The organism is Rhizobium sp. Root1203, assembly GCF_001424945.1.
Classification (GTDB): Bacteria; Pseudomonadota; Alphaproteobacteria; order Rhizobiales; family Rhizobiaceae; genus Rhizobium.
The window spans coordinates 79,420-100,766 of record NZ_LMCW01000003.1 but is presented as its reverse complement, the minus strand read 5'-3'; the positions used below and the strand labels follow the sequence as shown (position 1 = coordinate 100,766).

21 protein-coding genes are annotated in these 21,347 nt (G+C 59.6%); 3 read left to right on the top strand and 18 right to left on the bottom strand.

Translation table 11 applies throughout. The features are described 5' to 3' along the window. Positions 1–23 precede the first annotated feature (23 nt). Together ASC97_RS04955 and ASC97_RS04950 are read left to right on the top strand one after the other, a co-directional pair. Entirely contained in the window at positions 24–605 is a 582-nt protein-coding gene (locus ASC97_RS04955; protein WP_057467241.1) for a hypothetical protein, read from the top strand. A 24-nt stretch (positions 606–629) separates the two neighbouring features. Beyond that, complete coding sequence (locus ASC97_RS04950; RefSeq protein WP_057467240.1) at positions 630–1,094, top strand: DUF5680 domain-containing protein; 465 nt, start codon at positions 630–632, stop codon at positions 1,092–1,094. 15 nt (positions 1,095–1,109) lie between these two features. On the opposite strand, the gene ASC97_RS04945 is transcribed toward ASC97_RS04950, so the two are convergent. From ASC97_RS04945 to proS, 3 genes are read right to left on the bottom strand one after another with little or no spacing between them, the layout of a single operon-like run. Beyond that, the gene (locus tag ASC97_RS04945) at positions 1,110–1,793 is read right to left on the bottom strand and encodes an ABC transporter ATP-binding protein (RefSeq protein WP_057467239.1); all 684 of its coding nucleotides are present in this window, start codon (positions 1,791–1,793) and stop codon (positions 1,110–1,112) included. A gap of 14 nt (positions 1,794–1,807) precedes the next feature. Then, positions 1,808–3,115, bottom strand: a complete 1,308-nt coding sequence (locus tag ASC97_RS04940; protein WP_057467238.1) for a lipoprotein-releasing ABC transporter permease subunit — start codon at positions 3,113–3,115, stop codon at positions 1,808–1,810. A gap of 16 nt (positions 3,116–3,131) precedes the next feature. After that, positions 3,132–4,454, bottom strand: coding sequence for a proline--tRNA ligase (proS, locus tag ASC97_RS04935; protein ID WP_057467296.1), 1,323 nt, complete (start codon positions 4,452–4,454; stop codon positions 3,132–3,134). Between proS and ASC97_RS33765 the strand changes: the two genes are divergently transcribed. Next, positions 4,453–4,728, top strand: coding sequence for a hypothetical protein (locus tag ASC97_RS33765; RefSeq protein ID WP_156390311.1), 276 nt, complete (start codon positions 4,453–4,455; stop codon positions 4,726–4,728). The genes proS and ASC97_RS33765 overlap by 2 nt on opposite strands. A 300-nt stretch (positions 4,729–5,028) precedes the next feature. Here the strand turns inward: ASC97_RS33765 and ASC97_RS04930 are convergent, their stop codons facing one another. The 15 genes from ASC97_RS04930 to ASC97_RS04860 all read right to left on the bottom strand — a co-directional run bounded on the left by ASC97_RS04930 (position 5,029) and on the right by ASC97_RS04860 (position 21,340). Beyond that, on the bottom strand, positions 5,029–5,310 hold the full coding sequence (locus tag ASC97_RS04930) for a DUF1467 family protein (protein ID WP_057467237.1): 282 nt from the start codon (positions 5,308–5,310) through the stop codon (positions 5,029–5,031). A 133-nt stretch (positions 5,311–5,443) separates the two neighbouring features. Beyond that, a complete protein-coding gene (gene mce / locus ASC97_RS04925; protein ID WP_057467236.1) occupies positions 5,444–5,848 on the bottom strand; it encodes a methylmalonyl-CoA epimerase in 405 nt (134 codons plus the stop codon). Positions 5,849–5,851: 3 nt separating this feature from the next. Beyond that, entirely contained in the window at positions 5,852–7,522 is a 1,671-nt protein-coding gene (locus ASC97_RS04920) for a ribonuclease J (protein ID WP_057467235.1), read from the bottom strand. A gap of 17 nt (positions 7,523–7,539) precedes the next feature. Then, complete coding sequence (locus ASC97_RS04915) at positions 7,540–8,304, bottom strand: biotin--[acetyl-CoA-carboxylase] ligase (RefSeq protein ID WP_057467234.1); 765 nt, start codon at positions 8,302–8,304, stop codon at positions 7,540–7,542. Next, positions 8,304–9,749: an NADH-quinone oxidoreductase subunit NuoN gene (gene nuoN, locus ASC97_RS04910; RefSeq protein ID WP_057467233.1), complete on the bottom strand. Its 1,446-nt coding sequence runs from the start codon at positions 9,747–9,749 to the stop codon at positions 8,304–8,306. The genes ASC97_RS04915 and nuoN overlap by 1 nt, the downstream gene beginning before the upstream one ends. Positions 9,750–9,767: 18 nt before the next feature. Further along, positions 9,768–11,279 (bottom strand): NADH-quinone oxidoreductase subunit M, encoded by a 1,512-nt coding sequence (locus tag ASC97_RS04905; RefSeq protein ID WP_057467232.1) that lies wholly within the window; start codon positions 11,277–11,279, stop codon positions 9,768–9,770. Next, positions 11,279–13,276, bottom strand: coding sequence for an NADH-quinone oxidoreductase subunit L (gene nuoL, locus ASC97_RS04900; protein WP_057467231.1), 1,998 nt, complete (start codon positions 13,274–13,276; stop codon positions 11,279–11,281). Before nuoL ends, ASC97_RS04905 begins: the two co-directional genes overlap by 1 nt. A gap of 7 nt (positions 13,277–13,283) precedes the next feature. Then, positions 13,284–13,592, bottom strand: a complete 309-nt coding sequence (nuoK, locus tag ASC97_RS04895) for an NADH-quinone oxidoreductase subunit NuoK (protein WP_018900202.1) — start codon at positions 13,590–13,592, stop codon at positions 13,284–13,286. Between the two features lie 29 nt (positions 13,593–13,621). After that, complete coding sequence (locus ASC97_RS04890; RefSeq protein ID WP_057467230.1) at positions 13,622–14,236, bottom strand: NADH-quinone oxidoreductase subunit J; 615 nt, start codon at positions 14,234–14,236, stop codon at positions 13,622–13,624. 141 nt (positions 14,237–14,377) lie between these two features. After that, the gene (nuoI, locus tag ASC97_RS04885; RefSeq protein WP_037063430.1) at positions 14,378–14,869 is read right to left on the bottom strand and encodes an NADH-quinone oxidoreductase subunit NuoI; all 492 of its coding nucleotides are present in this window, start codon (positions 14,867–14,869) and stop codon (positions 14,378–14,380) included. 40 nt (positions 14,870–14,909) lie between these two features. Beyond that, positions 14,910–15,950: an NADH-quinone oxidoreductase subunit NuoH gene (nuoH, locus tag ASC97_RS04880; protein WP_057467229.1), complete on the bottom strand. Its 1,041-nt coding sequence runs from the start codon at positions 15,948–15,950 to the stop codon at positions 14,910–14,912. A 12-nt stretch (positions 15,951–15,962) separates the two neighbouring features. Next, positions 15,963–18,044 carry an NADH-quinone oxidoreductase subunit NuoG gene (gene nuoG, locus ASC97_RS04875; RefSeq protein WP_057467228.1) on the bottom strand — a complete coding sequence of 694 codons (2,082 nt, stop codon included), beginning with the start codon at positions 18,042–18,044 and terminating at the stop codon, positions 15,963–15,965. A gap of 221 nt (positions 18,045–18,265) precedes the next feature. Beyond that, on the bottom strand, positions 18,266–18,886 hold the full coding sequence (locus ASC97_RS04870; protein ID WP_057467227.1) for a helix-hairpin-helix domain-containing protein: 621 nt from the start codon (positions 18,884–18,886) through the stop codon (positions 18,266–18,268). Positions 18,887–18,891: 5 nt separating this feature from the next. After that, on the bottom strand, positions 18,892–20,196 hold the full coding sequence (gene nuoF, locus ASC97_RS04865) for an NADH-quinone oxidoreductase subunit NuoF (protein WP_057467226.1): 1,305 nt from the start codon (positions 20,194–20,196) through the stop codon (positions 18,892–18,894). Between the two features lie 10 nt (positions 20,197–20,206). Beyond that, complete coding sequence (locus tag ASC97_RS04860; protein WP_057467225.1) at positions 20,207–21,340, bottom strand: NADH-quinone oxidoreductase subunit E; 1,134 nt, start codon at positions 21,338–21,340, stop codon at positions 20,207–20,209. Positions 21,341–21,347 lie beyond the last annotated feature (7 nt).

Sequence of the window (21,347 nt, the reverse complement as noted above, 5' to 3'; positions counted from 1 at the left end):
CTCGCGACCGAACGGAGAGAATCATGATTAGGATTGTCCTAACGGCTGTATTGAGCATTGCTGCCGGCTCTGCCTTCGCGGAACAGATCGATCCGGCGAAAATTATCGGCGGAGCGACGGGCGATTGGAATCATGATGGCGAGGCAGACCTCGCACTCCTGGTAGCACCGCCTGCGCAAGGGGACGACATCGGCATTTATATCTACCTGAGGGACAAGGATCATGCGCTGTTGACACTGGCGGCACATGCGCCCGGCAAGGTCCGGGGCAACGGAAGCCTGGACGGCATGTTCGGTCAGGACCCCTCGATCGAGGCTTTGCCGAGCGGATCGATTGCGGTGCACTCGCAGAATTCGGGTATCGGCCGCGATCGCTGGGAGCAGACATTGACGCTCGCCTACCGCAACGAGCAGTTCGTTGTCGCCGGATATACGTTCAGCCACTATGACACGCTGGATACCAGCGACAACGGCGCCTGTGACTACAACGTGCTGACGGGCAAGGTCACCAGCAACGGCAGGGCTTCGAAGGTCGACGCCAAGACGATTTCCATTGCGGAATGGGACGACGACGTCGGGCAGAAAGCCTGCGGACGCGCCGATTGATCTGAACGTCACAGCGGAGCGGGCATGAACATCACGGAGCTCAATGACTTCATCGTCGAGGCAAAGTCTCAGACCTATGTGGCGGGCGGTGTCAGGCAAACGTCCAGTCGGACCGGTTCACACGACATCGGCTATGAGCGCGGTCCCTGGCGCTATCTCGACAGCTATTTCGGCGGGACCGATTTTGCCGGGCAGGAGGTCGTGTGGCTGGGAGGCGAGCCGGTTTGGGCGATGAATTACTTCGGCCGAATCGTCCAGCCGGAGCTGATCGATTCCACCGCCGCAGGTACGGTGATCACCGCGGCTTTGTCACGGATGTACGCCGAGCACGGCCGGTTTCTGGGCGGCATGGAGTTCAGTCATGCGCTCGGGCGCTATGTCGATCGCAGCGATGGCGATTGTACGCATTTCCGCGGCCACGAAAGCATCAAGGTCGACGGGCGTGACGCCTACGAACTCGACTATCGCGGTGGTTTGATCACCCCCTGAGCGGTGTCAACCGCCTCAGAAATCCACAACCTTGCCGTCGGCTATAGTCACGCGGCGATCCATGCGGCGGGCCAATTCGTGATTGTGCGTCGCGATCAATGCAGCAAGACCGGACTGGCGCACCAACGCTTCCAGCGCTTCGAAGACGTAGCTTGCCGTTTCCGGATCGAGGTTGCCCGTCGGCTCGTCGGCGAGCAGCAGGCTGGGCGCGTTGGCGACGGCGCGGGCAATTGCCACTCGTTGCTGTTCGCCGCCGGACAGCTCGCCGGGACGATGCGCGCCGCGGTGGCCGATCCGCATGTAGTCGAGCAGTTGAGCGGCCCGTTCCTTAGCCTCACCGCGCGGCAAGCCGGCGATCATCTGCGGCATCATGATGTTCTCAATCGCCGAAAACTCCGGCAGCAGATGATGGAACTGGTAGACGAAACCGATTTCCCCGCGGCGGATCGCGGTGCGCTTGTCGTCGGACAGGCCGTTGCACGGGTTTCCGTTGATGCTGACCTCTCCCGCGTCGGGATGCTCCAGCAGACCGGCAAGATGAAGCAGCGTCGACTTTCCCGTACCTGATGGAGCAACGAGCGCAACGATTTCGCCACTGTTCAGCGTAAAATCGGCTCCCTTGAGGATCGAGAGTACTGTCTCTCCCTGGCCATATTGGCGCTCGACGCCGGAGAGCTTAAGAACGGTGTTCCGCTTCATGAAATGAGCATTCCTTATTCGTAGCGCAGGGCCTGGACGGGATCGAGCCTGGAGGCTCGCCATGCCGGGAAGATCGTTGCGATGAAGGAGAGCGTGAGCGCCATGATCACGACCGAGATCGTTTCGCCGAGATTCATTTCAGCGGGCAACTGACTGAGGAAATAGAGCTGCGGATCGAAAAGAACGGTTCCCGATATCCACGAGAAGAATCCGCGGATCTTTTCGATGTTGACGCAGACGACGACGCCGAGCAGCACACCTGCCAGCGTTCCGACGATGCCGATCGCCGCACCGGTCATGAAGAAGATACGCATGATGGCTCCGGAACTCGCGCCCATGGTGCGCAGGATGGCGATATCGCTGCCCTTGTCCTTCACCAGCATGATGAGACCGGAAATAATGTTCAGCGCAGCCACGAGGACGATCAGCGTCAGGATCATGAACATGACGTTGCGCTCGACCTGAAGCGCCGAGAAGAAGGTCTGGTTACGCTGGCGCCAATCGGTCACCGCAATCTGCCGTCCGGCTGCCGCTTCGACCTTGGGCCGCAGTCCATCGATATCATCAGGATTGTCGACGAAGAGTTCGATGGATTGCACCAGCCCTTCGGCATTGAAATAGAGCTGGGCTTCCTCGAGCGGCATGTAGATGATGGTCGCATCATATTCCGACATGCCGATCTCGAAGATACCCGAGACCTTGTAGGATTTGACGCGCGGGTTGATGCCCATCGGCGTCACGTCACCTTCCGGTGATATCAGGGTAATGTTGTCCCCCGCCTGAAGCCCCAGCTGGTCGGCCATGCGCGAGCCGATCAGAACGCCCTGCCCGGCGGCAAAGCCGACGAGATCGCCAGACTTGATATTGTCCGAGACGGTTTTCACCTTCGAGAGGTCTTCAGGACGAATACCGCGGACCAGCGCGCCCGTGCCAGCGCCCCCGGCCCCCGACGCGAGCGTCTGGCCCTCGACAAGCGGCAGAGCCAGCTTTATGCCGGGGACACCGGCGAACCGGTCGGTCAGTGCAGCGTAATCCGTGAACGGCCCATCCACCGGCTGTACGATCATGTGACCGTTGATGCCCAGTATGCGGGAAATCAGCTCCGTTCGAAAGCCGTTCATGACCGCCATGACGATGATGAGGGTCGCAACGCCGAGCATGATCCCGATAAAGGAAAAGCCGGCGATGACCGATATGAACGCTTCCTTCCGTCGGGCGCGCAGATAGCGCCAGGCCACCAAACGCTCGAAGGCGGAAAATGGCCGGCTGGCCGGAGCCGAGCCGGATTCAGAACCCCGCCGGCTCACCGCTGCGTCTGCCATTTTGCCTCCCGCCTTCTTAGCTCAAGAGCTTGTTAATCGCCGCGTCGATGGTCATCGTTTCGCGGGCGCCGGTCTTGCGGTCCTTGACTTCTACTTCGCCGTTCGCGACCGCACGCGGACCGGCAATGATCTGGATCGGAACGCCGATCAGATCGGCGGTCGCAAACTTGGTTCCGGCGCGATCGTCCGTATCGTCGTAGAGAACGTCCTTGCCGGCCTTCGAAAGCGCCGCGTAGATATTCTCGCAGGCAGCGTCGCAGGCAGCATCGCCCGCCTTCATGTTGATCACGACCGCATCGAACGGCGCTACCGACGCCGGCCAGATGATTCCGTTCTCGTCATGCGAGGCTTCGATGATGGCGGGAACAAGGCGGGTCGGGCCGATACCGTAGGAACCCATGTGGACCGCATGTTCCTTGCCGTCCGGTCCCTGCACTTTCGCGCCCATCGGATCGGAGTATTTCGTGCCGAAGTAGAAGATGTGGCCGACTTCAATCCCCCGCGCCGAAAGTCGCTCGGCATCCGGAATGGCATTGAACGCGGCTTCGTCGTGCATCTCGGAAGTGGCCGCATAGACGGACGTCCACTTGTCGAAGATTGCATTCAGGCCCGCGACATCGTCAAAATCCGTATCGACTGCAGGAATATCGAAATTGACAAAATCCCTGTGGCTATAGACTTCGGATTCACCGGTCTCTGCAAGAATGATGAATTCATGGCTCAGATCGCCGCCGATGGGACCGGTGTCGGCCCGCATGGGAATGGCGCGCAGCCCCAGACGATCGAATGTGCGCAGGTAGGCGGCAAACATCTTCTTGTAGGAGTGTTCTGCTCCTTCGCGCGTCAGATCGAAGGAATAGGCGTCCTTCATCATGAACTCCCGCGAGCGCATGGTACCGAAACGCGGACGGATCTCGTCGCGGAATTTCAGCTGGATGTGATAGAGGTTGAGTGGCAGGTCCTTGTAGGACTTGACGTAAGAACGGAAGATATCCGTTACCATTTCCTCATTGGTCGGCCCATACAACATCGGACGATCCTGGCGATCCTTGATGCGCAGCATTTCCTTGCCGTATGCGTCATAGCGGCCGCTTTCCTGCCAGAGTTCGGCGGACTGCAGCGTCGGCATCGAAAGCTCTATCGCGCCAGAGCGGTCCTGCTCCTCGCGGATGATGTTGTTCACCTTGTCAAGGACGCGCTTGCCCAGAGGCAGCCAGGAATAGATCCCCTGCGACTGCTGCCGGATCATGCCGGCGCGCAGCATCAGCCGGTGGGAGACGATTTCCGCCTCCTTGGGATTTTCCTTGAGGATGGGCATGAAATAGCGAGACAGACGCATGGCGAATTCCAGAGCTGTTGAGAAACCGCCGGTGGCGGAATCGAAGGCAATCACGAATGTTGGCAGCGTTCATATCCGCTTCGCGGCAGGAAGGAAACCCGCGATGGGTTCGTGGAGCCTACCGTTAATGCAAGTTCGGACCCGCGAAACAGAAAGACGAATAAAAACGCAGGATTATAATGGTTTGCACGAAATTCTTATCAACAGAAAAAAATTGCTAGAGTGTAGCAAAAATGCAAAAAAATCTGATGACAAAGCCCAATCTTTGAGCTAGCTTGAGCCCACAAAACAGGCAGAGAGGTAAATCTCTGCCGAATTCGCGGTCAAGTCTTGGGAGGATCAGATCTTAGGCGCGCTAGTCGCAGCCCCGGCAACGGTTAAGGATCACGCGATACTTAAAACAAGGCTTTTAGCCTTGTTTTTTTTTGGTTTTTTGCTTTCACTGTTGTGTCCCAGTGCGGGCGGCCTGCCGTAACGGAAGGTCTCTATTCCGTAACGGCATCTCCATGCGCCAGTATGATGACATCTGTGTGACGGCCTCAATTGCATCTGCCCAAAAGCTGGGCAAACGCCCTCACACATTCGAGAACGATGGCCCGATCTGCGGCAAGGCGTCAAAACCCCATCCGAAGTAATTCGAAGAAATATACCAGAGCGCATAGATGACAGCTGAAATAGCGGTCGTCATGGAGAAAACAAAGACCGGACGAAAGCGCGTCGGCGCGCTGTGAACGGTGCCGAGCACGATATCATTGTCGTCCGCCTGCGTGCGCAGGCCGATCGGAAGCACCGCAAAGAGGGTGATCCACCAGACGATGAAGTAGACGGCGAAGCCCTGTAAAAAAATCTGCAGCATGATATGTCCCGCTGAACGTCTGCGCGAAAACCGCGTTTGGCGTGCTTATAAGCCCGTTTGGCCGCCAACTCAAAGCAGCTTTGAGCGCTCTCCCGGAATTTGCAGGGTTTGGGTCACTCTGCCGCAGCGGAGTCTAGACCTGTTCGAGCTCGATCAACGTGCCGAAGAAGTCTTTCGGATGCAGGAAGAGCACCGGCTTGCCGTGCGCTCCAATCCTTGGATCCCCGCCTCCGAGCACTCTTGCGCCGGCGCGCACCAGGTGGTCGCGGGCGGCGAATATGTCGCCAACCTCGTAGCAAACGTGGTGCATGCCGCCGGACGGATTCTTGTCGAGGAACGCGGCGATCGGAGAATCTTCTCCCAGCGGCTCCAGGAGTTCGATTTTTGTGTTCGGCAGCTCCACGAACACGACGGTAACGCCGTGCTCCGGCAGGGCCTGAGGCAATGATACGGTTGCTCCGAGCGTATCCCGATAGGCCTCAGTTGCCGAGGCGAGGTCCGGTACGACGAGAGCGACGTGATTGACCCGGCCGAGCATCGGTCAGACCTTGTTGACGAAGACTGTAACGACCGGCTTCTTGCCCCAGATCTGGTTGGCAGCGGCGCGAATAGCACGACGAGCTGACTCCTGCAGCAGATCCAGATCTTTGCGCCGGGCGCGCGGAATGCTCTCAATGGCGCCGACGGCTGCGTCATAAAGCGCATCTTCCATCTCGTCTCCTTCATCGTCGTAGACCGGCAGGCCGATGGCGACGATATCCGGCTCGCCGACAATGTCGTAGCGAGCGTCGATGACGAGATTGAAGGCGACATGGCCGACGTAGGAGAGCTTCTTGCGTTCGCCGATGCCCATCTCGTCGAAGTCGCCGATCAGGGTGCCATCCTTGTAGATCCGCCCGTGAGGCGCCTCGTCGATCACCTCGACGGTACCAGGAGCCAGCCGCAGGACATCGCCGTTGCGCACGCGCGGGACGATCTTGATCCCCGACTGTTCCGCCAACTCCTTGTGGGCGGTCAGATGCGTTGCCTCGCCGTGGACTGGAACGACGACCTTCGGGCGCGTCCATTCATACATCTTCTGCAGCTCGTTGCGGCGCGGATGGCCGGAAACGTGGACCAGCGCCTCGCTGTCGGTGATGCAGTGGACACCCTGCTCGACGAGGCCGTTCTTGATGTCCTGGATCGCCTTTTCATTGCCCGGAATGGCACGGGACGAGAAGACGACGATGTCGCCCGCTGCGAGCGCGACATTGCGCATTTCGTCGCGGGAGAGCTTGGCGAGTGCCGCGCGAGACTCGCCCTGGCTGCCCGTCAGGATAACAACGACCTTGTCGCGCGGGATATAGCCGTATTCCTCTTCGGAGATGAACGGCTTCACGCCTTCCATAATGCCGATATCGCGCGAGACGTCGACGACGCGCTTCAGCGAACTTCCAAGCAGCAGGACCTCGCGACCCGCGGCCTCCGCCGCTTCGGCAATCGTCCTGATACGGCCGACATTCGACGAAAACGTTGTGATCGCAACGCGGCCCTCGGCGTTCTCGATGATCTTTCGCAGGCTTTCGGAGACGTCTTTCTCGGAAGGCGAGACGCCATCGCGCAGCGCATTGGTCGAGTCGCACATCAGCGCCAGCACGCCCTCGTCGCCGAGCTGGCGGAAGCGCGTTTCGTCGGTCAACGGGCCGAGCGACGGTTCGTGGTCGATCTTCCAGTCGCCGGTATGGATGACATTGCCCGCCGGTGTACGGATCATCAGCGACATCGGCTCGGGAATGGAGTGATTGACGCCCACGCCTTCGATACTGAACGGGCCGACGTTGATCGTATCGCCAGCGGTAAACGGCGTAATCGGAATCTCACCGATCGCCGACTTCTCGTAACTCCGCTTGGCTTCCAGCAACCCGGCCGTGAACTTCGAGGCGTAGACAGGCACGTTGAGGCCGGGCCAAAGGTCAGCCAACGCGCCGTAGTGATCCTCGTGCGCGTGGGTTATGATGATTGCCTTCAGGTTCTTGCGCTGTTTGGCAAGGAAACGGATGTCGGGCAGCACGAGATCGACGCCGGGAAGATCCGGCCCCGGGAAGGTGACGCCGCAGTCGACCATGATCCACTGGCGCTGCTCGGACGGGCCATAGCCATAAAGGGCGAGATTCATACCGATCTCGCCGACGCCGCCCAAAGGCAGAAATACCAGTTCGTCCTGCTTCGCCATAGTCTTCGTTTTTCCAATCATCCAAAGAAGACGTCGCCGGCGGCGATCGTCATCATCCTGCCTGCCCCAGTATCGAGCATCAACAGGCCATTATCATCAATTCCGGCGAAGTGGCCGGAAATCGACCGGTCCGGCAGGTTGACCGTTATTTTTTCGCCTATGCCGCACGCCACCTCGCGCCAGCGGGCAGTGATCTCGCGAATGCCGCGACCGCGATCCCAGGCACCAAGCACCTGGGCCATCGAGGCAAAAAGATGCGCAAAGAGCTCTTCCGGCGAGACCGCACTTCCCTGTTCGCGAATGCAGGTCACGGGATAAAGCGGGTTGTCCGGCATGACAGATACATTGATGCCGATACCAATGACGAGTGCGTGGCGGCCATCTGGCAGGCTTTCGCCCTCGACAAGAATGCCGCAGGTCTTCTTGCGTCCGATCAGAATGTCGTTCGGCCACTTAACCTCGAGCCGTTCAGCCTGCGGGGGCAGTACCTGGCGGATCGCCTGGTGCACCGCAACGGCGATGGCGAGCGGCAGGGAGCCCAGGCGCTCCATTGGAGCCGGATCGATCAGGAGCAGCGAGGCATACAGATTGCCCCGCTCCGAGATCCAGGGACGCCCACGGCGGCCGCGACCGCCTGTCTGTCGCTCCGCCGTCACCCAGAGGAGACCGCGGTCCCCTGCCCGAGCCCGGGCAAGGCATTCGCTATTGGTGGACGATGTCTCCGACAGAGCCTCGTGCCGGAAATCGTCGAGCGACATCCGACCCCGTGCCTCGAAGCTCATCAGAACAGCGTCGCCGCAGCAAGCTCTGCCGCACCGCCGATCGGACCACCGATGAGGACATAGGCGAGAACGAACAGACCGGAGACGCCGAAGACCAGACGCAACGAGCCGGAAACGCGGGCGAACTCACCAGTCGCCTCATCGAACCACATCAGCTTGATGACGCGCAGGTAATAGTAAGCGCCGACGACCGATGCGAGAACGCCGATGATGGCGAGCGCATAGAGCTTTGCCTCAATGGCGGCGATAAAGACGAAATACTTCCCGAAGAAGCCAGCAAGCGGCGGAATACCGGCCAGCGAGAACATGAGTACGGTCAGCACCGTCGCCATGAAGGGGTTCGTGGTCGAGAGGCCTGCCAGGTCGCTGACGCTTTCGACCATGGTTCCGTCCTTGCGGCGCATCGACATGATGATCGCAAAGCTGCCCAGCGTCATGACCATGTAAATGACCATGTAGAGCATCACGCCCGATACGCCCGTCTGCGTGCCGGCGGCAAGGCCGACGAGCGCGTAGCCCATGTGACCGATCGAAGAGTAGGCCATCAGTCGCTTGATGTTCTTCTGGCCGATTGCGGCGAAGGAGCCGAGCAGCATCGAGGCGATCGAGATGAAGACGACGACCTGCTGCCAGTCTGCGAGGACCGGCTGGAAGGCAGAGATGACGATACGGGTCATCATGGCCATCGCGGCAACCTTGGGGGCGCTTGCCAGGAAGGCCGTTACGGGCGTCGGCGCACCTTCATAGACGTCGGGCGTCCACATGTGAAACGGAACGGCCGAAATTTTGAAGGCGATGCCGGCCAGGATGAAGACGAGACCGAAGATCAGGCCGAGCGAACGGGCGCCGTCGATCGTGAGGGCGTGGGCGACATCAGCGAAGTTCGTGTGACCGGTGAAGCCGTAGACCAGCGACATGCCGTAAAGCAGCATGCCCGAGGACAGGGCGCCGAGCACGAAGTACTTCAGGCCCGCCTCCGTGGACTTCACGCTGTCGCGGTTGATCGCGGCAATCACGTAGATCGCGAGCGACTGCAGTTCGAGGCCGAGGTACAGCGAGATCAGGTCGTTCGCGGAGATCATCAGCAAAATGCCGAGCGTGCAGAGCACGAGCAGAACCGGGAACTCGAACTTGTCGAGCTGGTTCTCCTTGGCAAGGCCGAGTGACATGAAGAGCGTCACGAACGAACCGACCAGCGCCGTTACCTTCATGAACCGGGCGAAGCCGTCCGATAGGAAGACGCCACCATAGGCGAGGCCCTCGCTCGGCACGAAGACGAGCCAGAGCGCAGCAGCCGCGATGACGATCAACGCGAGAACGCTGACCATGCGGCCCGAGCGTTCACCCGTGAAGACGCCGATCATCAGCAGAACCAGGGCACCGATCGCGAGGATCAGCTCCGGAATTGAAAGATGCAGGCTTGCGAGAATTGTTTCAGAGGTCATGTCCCAAAAGTCCCGTCATCATTTCATCGACAGCGCAACATTCTGCGCTGCCTGGACTGCGGCTGAATAGCTGTGAACCAGTTGATCGACAGACGCGGCGGTCACGTCGAATACCGGAGCCGGATAGACGCCGAAGAAGATTGTGAGTGCAATCATCGGATAGAGGATCAGCTGTTCGCGCGGCGTGAGGTCGAGGAGAGCCTTGAGCTTTTCCTTTTCCAGTGCGCCGAAGATCACCCGACGATAGAGCCAGAGAGCATAGGCAGCCGACAGGATAACGCCCGTCGCAGCAAAGAGCGCAACCCAGCTGTTGACCCGGAAAACTCCGATCAGCGTCAGGAATTCACCGACGAAGCCCGACGTGCCGGGAAGGCCGACGTTGGCCATGGTGAAGACCATCATCGCGACAGCATACTTCGGCATGTTGTTGACCAGGCCGCCATAGGCCGCGATCTCGCGGGTATGGGTACGGTCGTAGACTACGCCGACGCAGAGGAAAAGCGCACCCGAAACGATACCGTGCGACAGCATCTGGAAGATCGAGCCCTGCAGACCCTGCGCATTGGCGGCGAAGATACCCATCGTCACGTAGCCCATGTGGGCGACCGACGAGTAGGCGATCAGCTTCTTGATGTCGTCCTGCATCAGCGCCACCAGCGAGGTGTAAATGATGGCTATGACGGACAACGCGAAGACCATCGGCGCGAAGTAGTCGGATGCAACGGGGAACATGCCGAGCGAGAATCGGATCAGGCCGTATCCGCCGAGCTTCAGGAGCACACCTGCCAGGATGACCGAACCTGCCGTAGGCGCCTGAACGTGAGCGTCGGGAAGCCATGTGTGGACCGGCCACATCGGCATCTTGACCGCGAACGAGGCGAAAAAGGCTAGCCATAGCCATGTCTGCATCTGCGGCGGGAACTTGTAGGCGAGCAGCGCCGGAATATCCGTCGTGCCGGCCTGCCAATACATCGCCATGATGGCGAGCAGCATCAGCACCGAGCCAAGCAGCGTGTAGAGGAAAAACTTGTAGCTGGCGTAAACGCGATCCTTGCCACCCCAGACGCCGATGATCAGGAACATCGGGATAAGGCCGGCTTCGAAGAAGACGTAGAAGAGAACGATATCGAGCGACACGAAGACGCCGACCATCATCACTTCCAGCACCAGGAAGGCGATCATGTATTCCTTCAGGCGCTTCTCGACGGCGAACCAGCTCGCCAGAACGCAGAAGGGCATGAGGAAAGTCGACAGGATGACGAACAGCATCGAAATGCCGTCAACACCCATATGATAGCTGATGCCGGTTCCCAGCCAGCCGTGCTTCTCGAGCATCTGGAAGCCCGGGTTCGCATTGTCGAAGCCGATCCAGATGAAGAGCGAGACGATGAAGGTAACGACAGTCGTGAGCAACGCGATGTTGAGCACGTTGCGGCGACCGTTCGGGCCGTTCTCGTTCATCAGAAGCAGGAGCACCACGCCGACGAACGGCAGGAAGGTGACCGTGGAAAGAATAGGCCAATCGGTCATCAAAGGGCACTCCCGAGCATCATCCAGGTAACGAGCGCAGCGATGCCGATCAGCATGGCGAACGCGTAGTGATAGAGGTAACCGGTCTGCAGACGGACCACGCGATTGGTGACGTCGACGACGCGAGCGGCAATGCCGTTCGGTCCATAGGTGTCGATGACGCCAACGTCACCCTTCTTCCACAGGAAGCGGCCAAGCGCCTTTGCCGAGCGGACGAAGAGGAAGTCGTAGAGTTCGTCGAAATACCACTTGTTCAAGAGGAACTGGTAGAGCACGCGGTGCTGCCTGGCGAGAACGGCCGGTGTCGACGGCGACTTGATGTACATGTACCAGGCCGTGACGAAACCGATGATCATCGCGATGAATGGGCTGAGCGCGACAATGGCCGGAACGTGATGGAATTGCTCCACCAGTTCGTTCTCGGCACCGGTAAAGAGCGCGCCCTTCCAGAACTCGGCATACTCCTCGCCGTAGAAGCGGCCTTCGAACAGGAAGCCGGCGGCGACGGCGCCGATCGCCAGGATATAGAGCGGCACCAGCATGACCTGCGGCGATTCGTGCACGTGATGCATGACCTCGTGCGAAGCCCGCGGCTTGCCGAAGAAGGTCAGGAATATCAGGCGCCAGGAATAGAAGCTGGTAAAGAGCGCAGCAATGACCAGCATCGCGAATGCGAAGCCTGCGACGGGCGAATGCGAAGCATAGGTCGCCTCGATGATCACGTCCTTCGAGAAGAAGCCTGCGAAGCCGACCGAGGTGAAGGGAATGCCAACACCGGTGATCGCGAGCGTGCCGATGATCATCATCCAGAATGTGACCTTAATGTGCGGACGCAGGCCACCCATGTAACGCATGTCCTGTTCACCATCGACGGCGTGGATGACCGAGCCAGCACAGAGGAACAGGAGTGCCTTGAAGAAGGCGTGCGTGAAGAGGTGGAAGATCGCCGCGCCATAGGCGCCGACGCCGAGCGCGACAAACATGTAGCCGAGCTGCGAACAGGTCGAATAGGCGATGACGCGCTTGATGTCGTTCTGCACGAGGCCCACTGTAGCCGCGAAGAAGGCAGTAATCGCGCCAATGACAGTCACGACGACCAGGGCATCCGGCGAAAGCTCGAATAGCGGCGACATGCGGGCGACGAGGAAGACGCCGGCGGTGACCATGGTTGCAGCATGGATCAGCGCCGAAACGGGTGTCGGACCTTCCATGGCGTCAGGCAGCCACGTGTGGAGCAGGAACTGCGCCGACTTGCCCATCGCGCCCATGAAAAGGAGCAGGCAGGCGCCGGTCAGCGCGTGAGCCTTGTCGAGATGCATGCCGAACAGGTTGAGAACGATCTCACCGCCCTCGCCGCCTTCTGCCGGAGCAAAGCTCGCGGCATTGGCGAAGATGGTGTCGAAGTTGATCGCACCGAAAAGAACGAAGAGGCTGGCAATACCGAGGATAAAGCCGAAGTCGCCAACACGGTTGACGATAAAGGCCTTCATCGCGGCGGCGTTCGCCGATGGCTTCTTGTACCAGAAGCCGATGAGCAGATACGAGGCAAGGCCAACACCTTCCCAACCGAAGAACATCTGGCCGAGGTTGTCGGACGTCACCAGCATCAGCATGGCGAAAGTAAAGAGCGAGAGATACGCGAAGAAGCGCGGGCGATGCGGGTCATGATGCATGTACCCGATCGAGTAGATGTGAACCAGTGTCGAGACTGTGTTCACGACGATCAGCATGACCGAGGTCAGCGTATCGATGCGCAGCGCCCAGGAGACATCGATGCCGCCGGACTGGATCCAGCGCAGCACTTCGACCTTGATCGGGCCTCCCTCATGGTGGCCCATGCCGACGGTGATGAAGACGTACCAGGACAGGACCGCGGCAATCACCATGAAGCCGGTGGTCACAAATTCCGATGCCTTGGCGCCGATTGCGCGGCCGAAAAGGCCGGCGATAACAGCGCCAATCAGGGGAAGAAAGACGATAGCCTTATATAAAAACATAGCCTTATCAGCCCTTCATCATATTGACGTCTTCCACGGCGATGGAGCCGCGGTTGCGGTAGAAGACGACGAGAATTGCGAGACCGATCGCGGCTTCAGCAGCGGCGACGGTCAGAATGAACAATGCGAAGACCTGGCCGACGATATCGTTCAGGAACGACGAGAAGGCGACCATATTGATGTTGACCGCAAGCAGAATGAGCTCGATCGACATCAGAATGACGATGATGTTCTTCCTATTCAGGAAGATGCCGAAGACGCCGAGCGTGAAGAGGATGGCGCTGACCGTCAGGTAATGGGAAAGTCCGATGACCATTGTGTTTGTTCCTTAAGCTCGCGCCTGCCTCAAAGACCTTGTCCAGGCTTTACCTTGACCAACTCGACGGCGGTCGCCGGATTGCGGGCAACCTGATCGGCAATGTTCTGACGCTTGACGTGCGTGCGATGTTTGAGCGTCAGGACGATAGCCCCGATCATCGCGACGAGCAGCACCAGTCCGGCGATCTGGAAGAAGTAGACGTAGTTCGTATAGAGCACATCGCCGAGAGCCGCAGTGTTGGCACGCTCGGTAATGGCCGGGATCGGCATCGCGACCGACTTTGCGATCTCAGGGGAAATGACGGTGCCGCCGACGACAACGATCAGTTCGGCTGCAAGGATCACACCGATCAGCGCACCGATCGGCGCATAATCGAGAACGCCCGCGCGCAGCTCCGTGAAGTCGATGTCGAGCATCATGACCACGAAGAGGAAGAGAACGGCCACCGCGCCGACGTACACGACGAGCAGGATCATCGCGAGGAATTCAGCGCCAAGCAGCAGGAAGAGGCCCGCCGCGTTAAAGAAAACCAGGATCAGGAAGAGAACCGAGTGAACCGGGTTCTTCGACCAGATAACCATGAACGCCGACGCTATCGCGATAAAGGCGAAAAGATAGAAAAATAGAGCCTGCAGACCCATGTTGGTGCCTTTTTCATCTTCCCCCGGGCGCCGGGAATTTCCCTGCCCGATGAAGCTTCGCGCGGAGATATCCAGCAAAGCTTAGGTGCATATTGACCGGAAGACGCCCTACGCAGCCTCTTCCGGCATTTTCAATGTCGATCAGCGGTACGGCGAGTCCAACGCAATGTTGCGCGCGATTTCGCGTTCCCACCGATCGCCATTCTCAAGAAGCCGCGCCTTGTCGAAGTAGAGCTCTTCGCGGGTTTCCGTCGCGAATTCGAAATTGGGGCCTTCGACGATCGCATCGACCGGGCACGCCTCCTGGCAGAAGCCGCAATAGATGCACTTCACCATGTCGATGTCGTAACGCACCGTGCGGCGCGTCCCGTCGTTGCGGCGCGGTCCGGCTTCGATCGTAATCGCCTGGGCAGGACAGATCGCCTCGCAAAGCTTGCAGGCGATGCAGCGCTCTTCACCGTTGGGATAGCGGCGCAATGCGTGTTCGCCACGGAAACGCGGGCTGACCGGCCCCTTCTCGAAGGGGTAGTTGATCGTTGCCTTCTGCTTAAAAATATACCGGAAGGTCAGCCAGAACGCACTGACGAATTCCTTCAGGAACAGCGAGCTGACAGCGTTGGACAAGCCTGCCATCTTCAACCTCCAATATTGCTTGAAACGAGGGTCGACATAGTCACGAACCCATCAGCTTCAGCACGAATGCAACGATAACGACCATGGCGAGCGAGAGAGGAAGGAACACTTTCCAGCCGAGGCGCATGAGCTGGTCGTAGCGATAGCGGGGTACGAATGCCTTGACCATCGCGAACATGAAGAACACCAGGCACGACTTCAGCATGAACCAGATGATGCCGGGGACCCAGTTCAGGAACCAGACGTCGACAGGCGGCAGCCAGCCTCCGAGGAACAGGATCGTCGTCAGCGAGCACATCAGGACGATGGCTGCGTATTCGCCGAGCATGAACATCATGTAGAGGGCGGAGCCGTATTCGACCATGAAGCCGGCGACGAGTTCCGATTCAGCTTCCGGAAGGTCGAAAGGCGGACGGTTCGTCTCGGCGAGCGCCGAAATGAAGAAGATGATGAACATCGGGAACAGCGCCAGCCAATGCCAGTCCAGGAAGGACGCCGGCAGGCCGAGACGCGTACCGATGCCGCTCTGCTGAGCGTGAACGATATCCGTGAGGTTCAGCGATCCCACGCAAAGCAGGACGGTGACGATGACGAAGCCGATCGAGACTTCGTAGGACACCATCTGTGCCGCGGAGCGAAGTGCGCCGAGGAATGGATACTTCGAGTTCGAAGCCCAGCCGCCCATGATGACGCCGTACACCTCGAGAGACGATATCGCGAAGATGTAGAGGATACCGACGTTGATGTTGGAGATCACCCAGCCATCGGCAAAGGGGACGACAGCCCAGGTCGAAAGCGCCAGCAGCACTGTGACAAGCGGTGCGAGGAGGAAGACCGCCTTGTCGGCGCCAGCCGGAATCACGGGCTCCTTGAAGACAAACTTCAAAAGATCGGCGAAAGACTGGAAAAGACCGAACGGACCCACCACATTCGGACCACGGCGCAGCTGGACGGCTGCCCAGACCTTGCGGTCGGCCAACAGAATGTAGGCGATGAAAACGAGCAGGCAGACGAGGACGAGAAGCGACTGACCGACCATGATGAGGCCGGGCCAGACGTATGTTGAAAAGAACGATTCCATAGTCCTCTGCCCTTACTCTGCCGCGACTTTGAAGTTGTTGCGGGCCAATGCCGAGCACTCGGCCATGACAGCCGAAGCACGCGCGATTGGGTTCGTCAAATAGAAGTCTTTCACAGGCGACGCAAACCCGGATTTGTTCATCTTGCCGGCTTTTTTTGCAACTGCGGCAATTTTGGCGCTGTCGCTCTCGGCGATCTCGTCGAGAGCGGCGAAATGCGGGAAAACGGCATACAGGTTTGCGCGCAATTGGCTAAGCGAATCAAACGGAAGCTTCTTGCCGAGCACGTCGGACAATGCACGCAGGATAGCCCAGTCTTCGCGAGCATCGCCCGGCGCGAAGCCAGCCCGATTGCCCATCTGGACCCGGCCTTCGGTGTTGACCCAGGTGCCTGATTTTTCCGTATAGGCAGCTGCCGGCAGGATGACGTCGGCATTCTGCGCGCCCTCGTCGCCATGCGAGCCGATGTAGACGGTGAGCTTCGCCTTCTTTGTCGTGAAATTCAGTTCGTCTGCCCCGAGGAGGAACAGAACGTCCAACGACGTCAGCATCTCGGCAGCATTAACACCCTTGGCGCCCGGAACGAAGCCGAGATCAAGACCGCCGACGCGCGATGCGGCCGTATGCAGGACGGCAAAGCCGTTCCAGCCTTCGACCACCGCACCGACATTGCCGGCAAGCTTTGCGGCACTTGCAAGCACGCCAGAGCCATCCGCGCGCGACAGAGCGCCCTGGCCGATGATGATCATCGGCTTCTTCGCATCCGTCAGGACCTTCGCGAAGGCATGGTTGCCATCAACCAGATCCTTGAGTGTATCCGGACCGGAGCCGAGGTATTCATAGTCATACCGAAGCTCGCCGCCCTCGCCGATCACGCCGATCGGGAAGTTGCCCCGGCGCCAGCGCTTGCGGATGCGGGCGTTGAGAACAGCCGCTTCGAAACGCGGATTGGAGCCGATGATGAGAAGAGCGTCGGCCTGCTCTATGCCTTCGATCGTCGGGTTGAAGACATAGCTTGCACGACCGAGCGACGGATCGAGTGCCGCCCCATCCTGGCGACAGTCGAGGTTCGCGGAACCGAGCGACTTCACCAGCTCGGAGAGCGCGTACATTTCTTCAACGGAAGCCAGATCGCCGGCGATCGCGCCAATCTTCTCACCCGTCGTTGCCGAAACAGCCGCCTTGATCGCACTGAAGGCTTCGCCCCAAGTGGCTGCTTGCAGGCGTCCGCCCTTGCGGACATAGGGCTTGTCGAGGCGCTGTGTCTTCAGGCCATCCCAGATGAAGCGGCTCTTGTCGGAGATCCACTCCTCATTGATCTGGTCATTGACGCGCGGCAGTACGCGCATGACCTCGCGGCCGCGGGTATCCACGCGGATCGCGGAACCGAGAGCGTCCATGACGTCGATCGATTCGGTCTTGTTCAGTTCCCATGGACGGGCCGTGAAAGCGAAAGGCTTGGAGGTCAAGGCGCCGACCGGGCAGAGGTCAACAACGTTGCCCTGCAGCTCGGAGGTCATCGCCTGCTCGAGGTAGGTGGTGATCTCGGCATCCTCGCCACGGCCGATCAGGCCGAGTTCGGCAATACCGGCAACCTCGGTCGTAAAGCGAACACAACGCGTGCAGTGAATGCAGCGATTCATCACAGTCTTGACGAGCGGGCCGATGTACTTGTCTTCGACGGCGCGCTTGTCTTCCTGATAACGCGAACTGTCGATGCCGAAGGCCATTGCCTGGTCCTGCAGGTCGCATTCGCCGCCCTGATCGCAGATCGGGCAATCCAGCGGATGGTTGATCAGCAGGAATTCCATCACGCCTTCGCGGGCCTTCTTGACCATGGGCGTGTTGGTGAACACCTCCGGCAGCTCGCCATTCGGGCCGCCACGGATGTCGCGCACGCCCATCGCGCAGGATGCCTGTGGCTTCGGCGGGCCGCCCTTGACCTCGACGAGGCACATGCGGCAATTGCCGGCAACCGAAAGGCGTTCATGGAAGCAGAAGCGCGGAACTTCAGCACCGGCTTCCTCACACGCCTGAATGAGGGTGTAATGATCCGGGACCTCGATCTCGTTACCGTCAATCTTCAGTTTTGCCATCGTCACTCAGTCCTGTTTTCCGTTTGCCGGATGGCGGCAAACAAACCTCATTTGCAACGCTTCCACTGCCAGGCCGGATTTTTGTCCCGCTAGCACCGGTGTCGTCCCAATTCTATTCACCGATCCCGAGGGAGCGGTATGCGGCACTCGCAGCGTTAGGCCCCTGCCCGTCCGCCGCTTTGCCCTATCCTGGATCCGGCCGGTCGATCCCGGCCGAAAATTCACGTCCGCTTCCGGCTCCTCGCCGCAAGCGCCTTGGCCTGTGTCGTCCAGCCATCGCGCACGATGCGGCCATCAAAGCCGAGTTCTGCTTCGATCCGGGCGATGTCATCGTCAGACCAGGCTGCGATGTCAGCGAAGGTGCGTATGCCCCTGGCGTTCAGCACCTGCTCCAGCTTCGGACCGACACCCGGGATCCGCTTCAGATCGTCGGCCTTTCCGGCGCGTGACGTCGGATTTGCCTTCGGCGCATCCGGCACTGATACCGGGACAACAGCAAGCTTCACTTTGCTCGCCACTTTCTTGGCGGGTGCCGAGCGAATGTTCTCAGGCTTGACTTCGATTTCAGGCTTCCCCTCATCCGGCGGCGTCTCGTCGAGAACGGCCTTCAGCTTGTTGGTGGCCTCCATCGCGCCTTGCAGGGCTCCGAAGAACGCACCAGCCATCTGCGACGAGAAACCGAAACCGATCGCTGTCGCGGCAGCCATGGCCGCGGCCGGATTGACCATAAGCGGTGGCAAGGCGCGTGCATTTTCAAGCATCTCGGCAGCAAGACGGCTGAAGTCAGCCGAAAAATCGGCCGCTCCTTCATTGTCAGTGCTATCGGGCGCCTTCGACATCATCAGCCTTATTCTGCAGCCTCGAGAACCGCACCGTGATCCATTGCGCTCGCCGTATACTGGTCGATGCGTGCTTCGATCTCCGGACGGAAGTTACGGATCAGACCCTGCACCGGCCATGCGGCGGCGTCGCCGAGCGCACAAATGGTGTGGCCCTCGATCTGCTTGGTGACCTGGAACAGCATGTCGATCTCGCGCTTCTGCGCATTGCCCTTGGCCATGCGTTCCATGACGCGCCACATCCAGCCGGTGCCTTCACGGCACGGCGTGCACTGGCCGCAGCTCTCATGCTTGAAGAACGCGGAAATGCGGGCGATTGCCTTGATGACGTCGGTGGACTTGTCCATGACGATCGCGGCAGCCGTTCCGAACGAGGAACCGACGGCTCGCAAGCCATCGAAATCCATCGGGCAGTCGATGATGTCCTTGGCCGGAACGATCGGGCAGGATGCACCGCCCGGAATGACGGCGAGCAGGTTATCCCAGCCGCCGCGAATACCGCCGCCATGCTTGTCGACGAGTTCGCGGAAGGTGATGCCCATTTCCTCTTCGACCGTGCACGGCTTGTTGACGTGACCGGAGAGCATGAACAGCTTGGTGCCGACGTTGTTCGGACGACCGAGTGCAGAAAACCAGCCAGCGCCGCGACGCAGGATGGTTGGCGCGACCGCGATCGATTCGACGTTGTTGACGGTCGTTGGGCAGCCGTAGAGGCCCATGTTCGCCGGGAACGGCGGCTTCAGGCGCGGCTGGCCCTTCTTGCCTTCGAGGCTTTCGAGCAAGGCTGTCTCTTCGCCGCAGATGTATGCGCCGGCGCCGTGATGAACATAAATGTCAATGGGATAGCCGAGCTTGTTGTTCTTTCCCAGCAAGCCGTAGTCGTAGCATTCGTCGATCGCGGCCTGCAGCGCCTCGCGCTCGCGGATGTATTCGCCGCGTACGTAGATGTAGGCTGCGTTCGCACCCATGGCGAAGCTGGCAATCACGCAGCCTTCGATCAGCGTATGCGGATCGTGGCGCATGATGTCGCGGTCTTTGCAGGTGCCCGGCTCCGACTCGTCGGCGTTGACGACGAGGTAGTGCGGGCGACCATCGCTTTCCTTGGGCATGAAGGACCACTTCAGACCGGTCGGGAAGCCTGCGCCGCCACGTCCGCGAAGGCCTGACGCCTTCATCTCGTTGACGATCCAGTCGCGACCCTTTTCGAGGATCTGTTTGGTGCCATCCCAGTGGCCGCGGCTCATCGCGCCCTTCAGAGACTTGTCCTTGAGGCCGTAGATATTGGTAAAGATGCGATCTTTATCTTGTAACATGCTTCACCTCTTACCGCGGCTTCTTGCCGAAGACCTTGATATATTCCGCTTCGCCGCCCTTGGCGAGCGCCTTGGCCTGCTTAACCCAGTCGTCGCGATCGATGCGGCCCTTGAAGTTCAGGTAGCCATCCACCCATTCGCGTTCGGCCTTTTTCCAGCTTGCGACCTGCGCAAAGGTGAAAATACCGAGGTCATGGAGCGTGCCTTCGATCTTAGGTCCGACACCGGAAATCAGCTTCAGATCATCAGGGGCAGCAGGCTTCTCGATGCCTGACGGCCGGTTCTTGTCGGTCAGCGACGGCTTCGCGGTTGCCGTAGCAAGAGCAGCAGTTGCCGGTGAAGGCTGCTCTTCGACTGCCTTCACATTCTTGGCAGCTGCCTTCGGCGCCGTTGCCGGCGTCTTCAATGCGGCATTGGTCTCTGCGTCGGTGCTTTTGGGGCGAGCCGCTTCGGACGGCGGAACCGGGGCAGCGTCGACGCTGGCGGTCGCAGCTTCCGCGACTGCCTTTTTTGCGGACGTCTTTTTCGCCTTCGGCTCTTCCGTCAGCGTCGTCGGGCCGCCTTCAGGCGAGGAGAAGTGACGGTCGATCTGCGGGCCCGGCGTGATGCTGGCACCATTGCCGGCTTCAAACGTGTCGATGATCTGCTCGAGGCGTTCCGGCGTCAGATCCTCGTAGGTGTCCTTGCCGATCATGACCATGGGCGCATTGACGCAGGCCCCGAGACATTCGACCTCTTCCCAGGAGAGCGTTCCTTCGGCGTTGCGCGCGAACGGGTGCTGATGGATCTTGCTCTTGCAGACCGACATCAGGCCTTCCGAACCGCGCAGCATGCAGGGAGTGGTGCCGCAAACCTGGATGTGAGCGCGCGTTCCGACCGGATTGAGCTGGAACTGGGTATAGAAAGTCGCCACTTCGAGAACGCGGATGTATGCCATATCCAGCATATCGGCGACTTTTTCGATCGCGGCGCGCGTGACCCAGCCGTCCTGCTCCTGTGCCCGCATCAACAGCGGAATGACCGCCGATTGCTGGCGGCCTGCGGGATATTTCTGGATCGTCTTATCCGCCCAGGCAGCATTTTCCTCGCTAAAGGAAAACGCAACCGGCTGGAATTGATCTTCGGCTAATCGACGAACGGACATTCTTCCT

Bases quoted from the DNA above. Each gene is read 5' to 3' on its own strand.
- nuoN (WP_057467233.1), bottom strand. From the start codon at position 9,749: ATGACCTCTGAAACAATTCTCGCAAGCCTGCATCTTTCAATTCCGGAG.
- ASC97_RS04915 (WP_057467234.1), bottom strand. From the start codon at position 8,304: ATGAGCTTCGAGGCACGGGGTCGGATGTCGCTCGACGATTTCCGGCAC.
- nuoF (WP_057467226.1), bottom strand. From the start codon at position 20,196: ATGTTACAAGATAAAGATCGCATCTTTACCAATATCTACGGCCTCAAG.
- ASC97_RS04870 (WP_057467227.1), bottom strand. From the start codon at position 18,886: ATGATGTCGAAGGCGCCCGATAGCACTGACAATGAAGGAGCGGCCGAT.
- ASC97_RS33765 (WP_156390311.1), top strand. From the start codon at position 4,453: ATGGCGAATTCCAGAGCTGTTGAGAAACCGCCGGTGGCGGAATCGAAG.
- nuoK (WP_018900202.1), bottom strand. From the start codon at position 13,592: ATGGTCATCGGACTTTCCCATTACCTGACGGTCAGCGCCATCCTCTTC.
- nuoH (WP_057467229.1), bottom strand. From the start codon at position 15,950: ATGGAATCGTTCTTTTCAACATACGTCTGGCCCGGCCTCATCATGGTC.
- ASC97_RS04945 (WP_057467239.1), bottom strand. From the start codon at position 1,793: ATGAAGCGGAACACCGTTCTTAAGCTCTCCGGCGTCGAGCGCCAATAT.
- ASC97_RS04905 (WP_057467232.1), bottom strand. From the start codon at position 11,279: ATGACCGATTGGCCTATTCTTTCCACGGTCACCTTCCTGCCGTTCGTC.
- ASC97_RS04860 (WP_057467225.1), bottom strand. From the start codon at position 21,340: ATGTCCGTTCGTCGATTAGCCGAAGATCAATTCCAGCCGGTTGCGTTT.
- ASC97_RS04920 (WP_057467235.1), bottom strand. From the start codon at position 7,522: ATGGCGAAGCAGGACGAACTGGTATTTCTGCCTTTGGGCGGCGTCGGC.
- ASC97_RS04930 (WP_057467237.1), bottom strand. From the start codon at position 5,310: ATGCTGCAGATTTTTTTACAGGGCTTCGCCGTCTACTTCATCGTCTGG.
- mce (WP_057467236.1), bottom strand. From the start codon at position 5,848: ATGCTCGGCCGGGTCAATCACGTCGCTCTCGTCGTACCGGACCTCGCC.
- nuoG (WP_057467228.1), bottom strand. From the start codon at position 18,044: ATGGCAAAACTGAAGATTGACGGTAACGAGATCGAGGTCCCGGATCAT.
- nuoL (WP_057467231.1), bottom strand. From the start codon at position 13,276: ATGTTTTTATATAAGGCTATCGTCTTTCTTCCCCTGATTGGCGCTGTT.
- ASC97_RS04955 (WP_057467241.1), top strand. From the start codon at position 24: ATGATTAGGATTGTCCTAACGGCTGTATTGAGCATTGCTGCCGGCTCT.
- ASC97_RS04940 (WP_057467238.1), bottom strand. From the start codon at position 3,115: ATGGCAGACGCAGCGGTGAGCCGGCGGGGTTCTGAATCCGGCTCGGCT.
- proS (WP_057467296.1), bottom strand. From the start codon at position 4,454: ATGCGTCTGTCTCGCTATTTCATGCCCATCCTCAAGGAAAATCCCAAG.
- ASC97_RS04890 (WP_057467230.1), bottom strand. From the start codon at position 14,236: ATGGGTCTGCAGGCTCTATTTTTCTATCTTTTCGCCTTTATCGCGATA.
- ASC97_RS04950 (WP_057467240.1), top strand. From the start codon at position 630: ATGAACATCACGGAGCTCAATGACTTCATCGTCGAGGCAAAGTCTCAG.
- nuoI (WP_037063430.1), bottom strand. From the start codon at position 14,869: ATGGCAGGCTTGTCCAACGCTGTCAGCTCGCTGTTCCTGAAGGAATTC.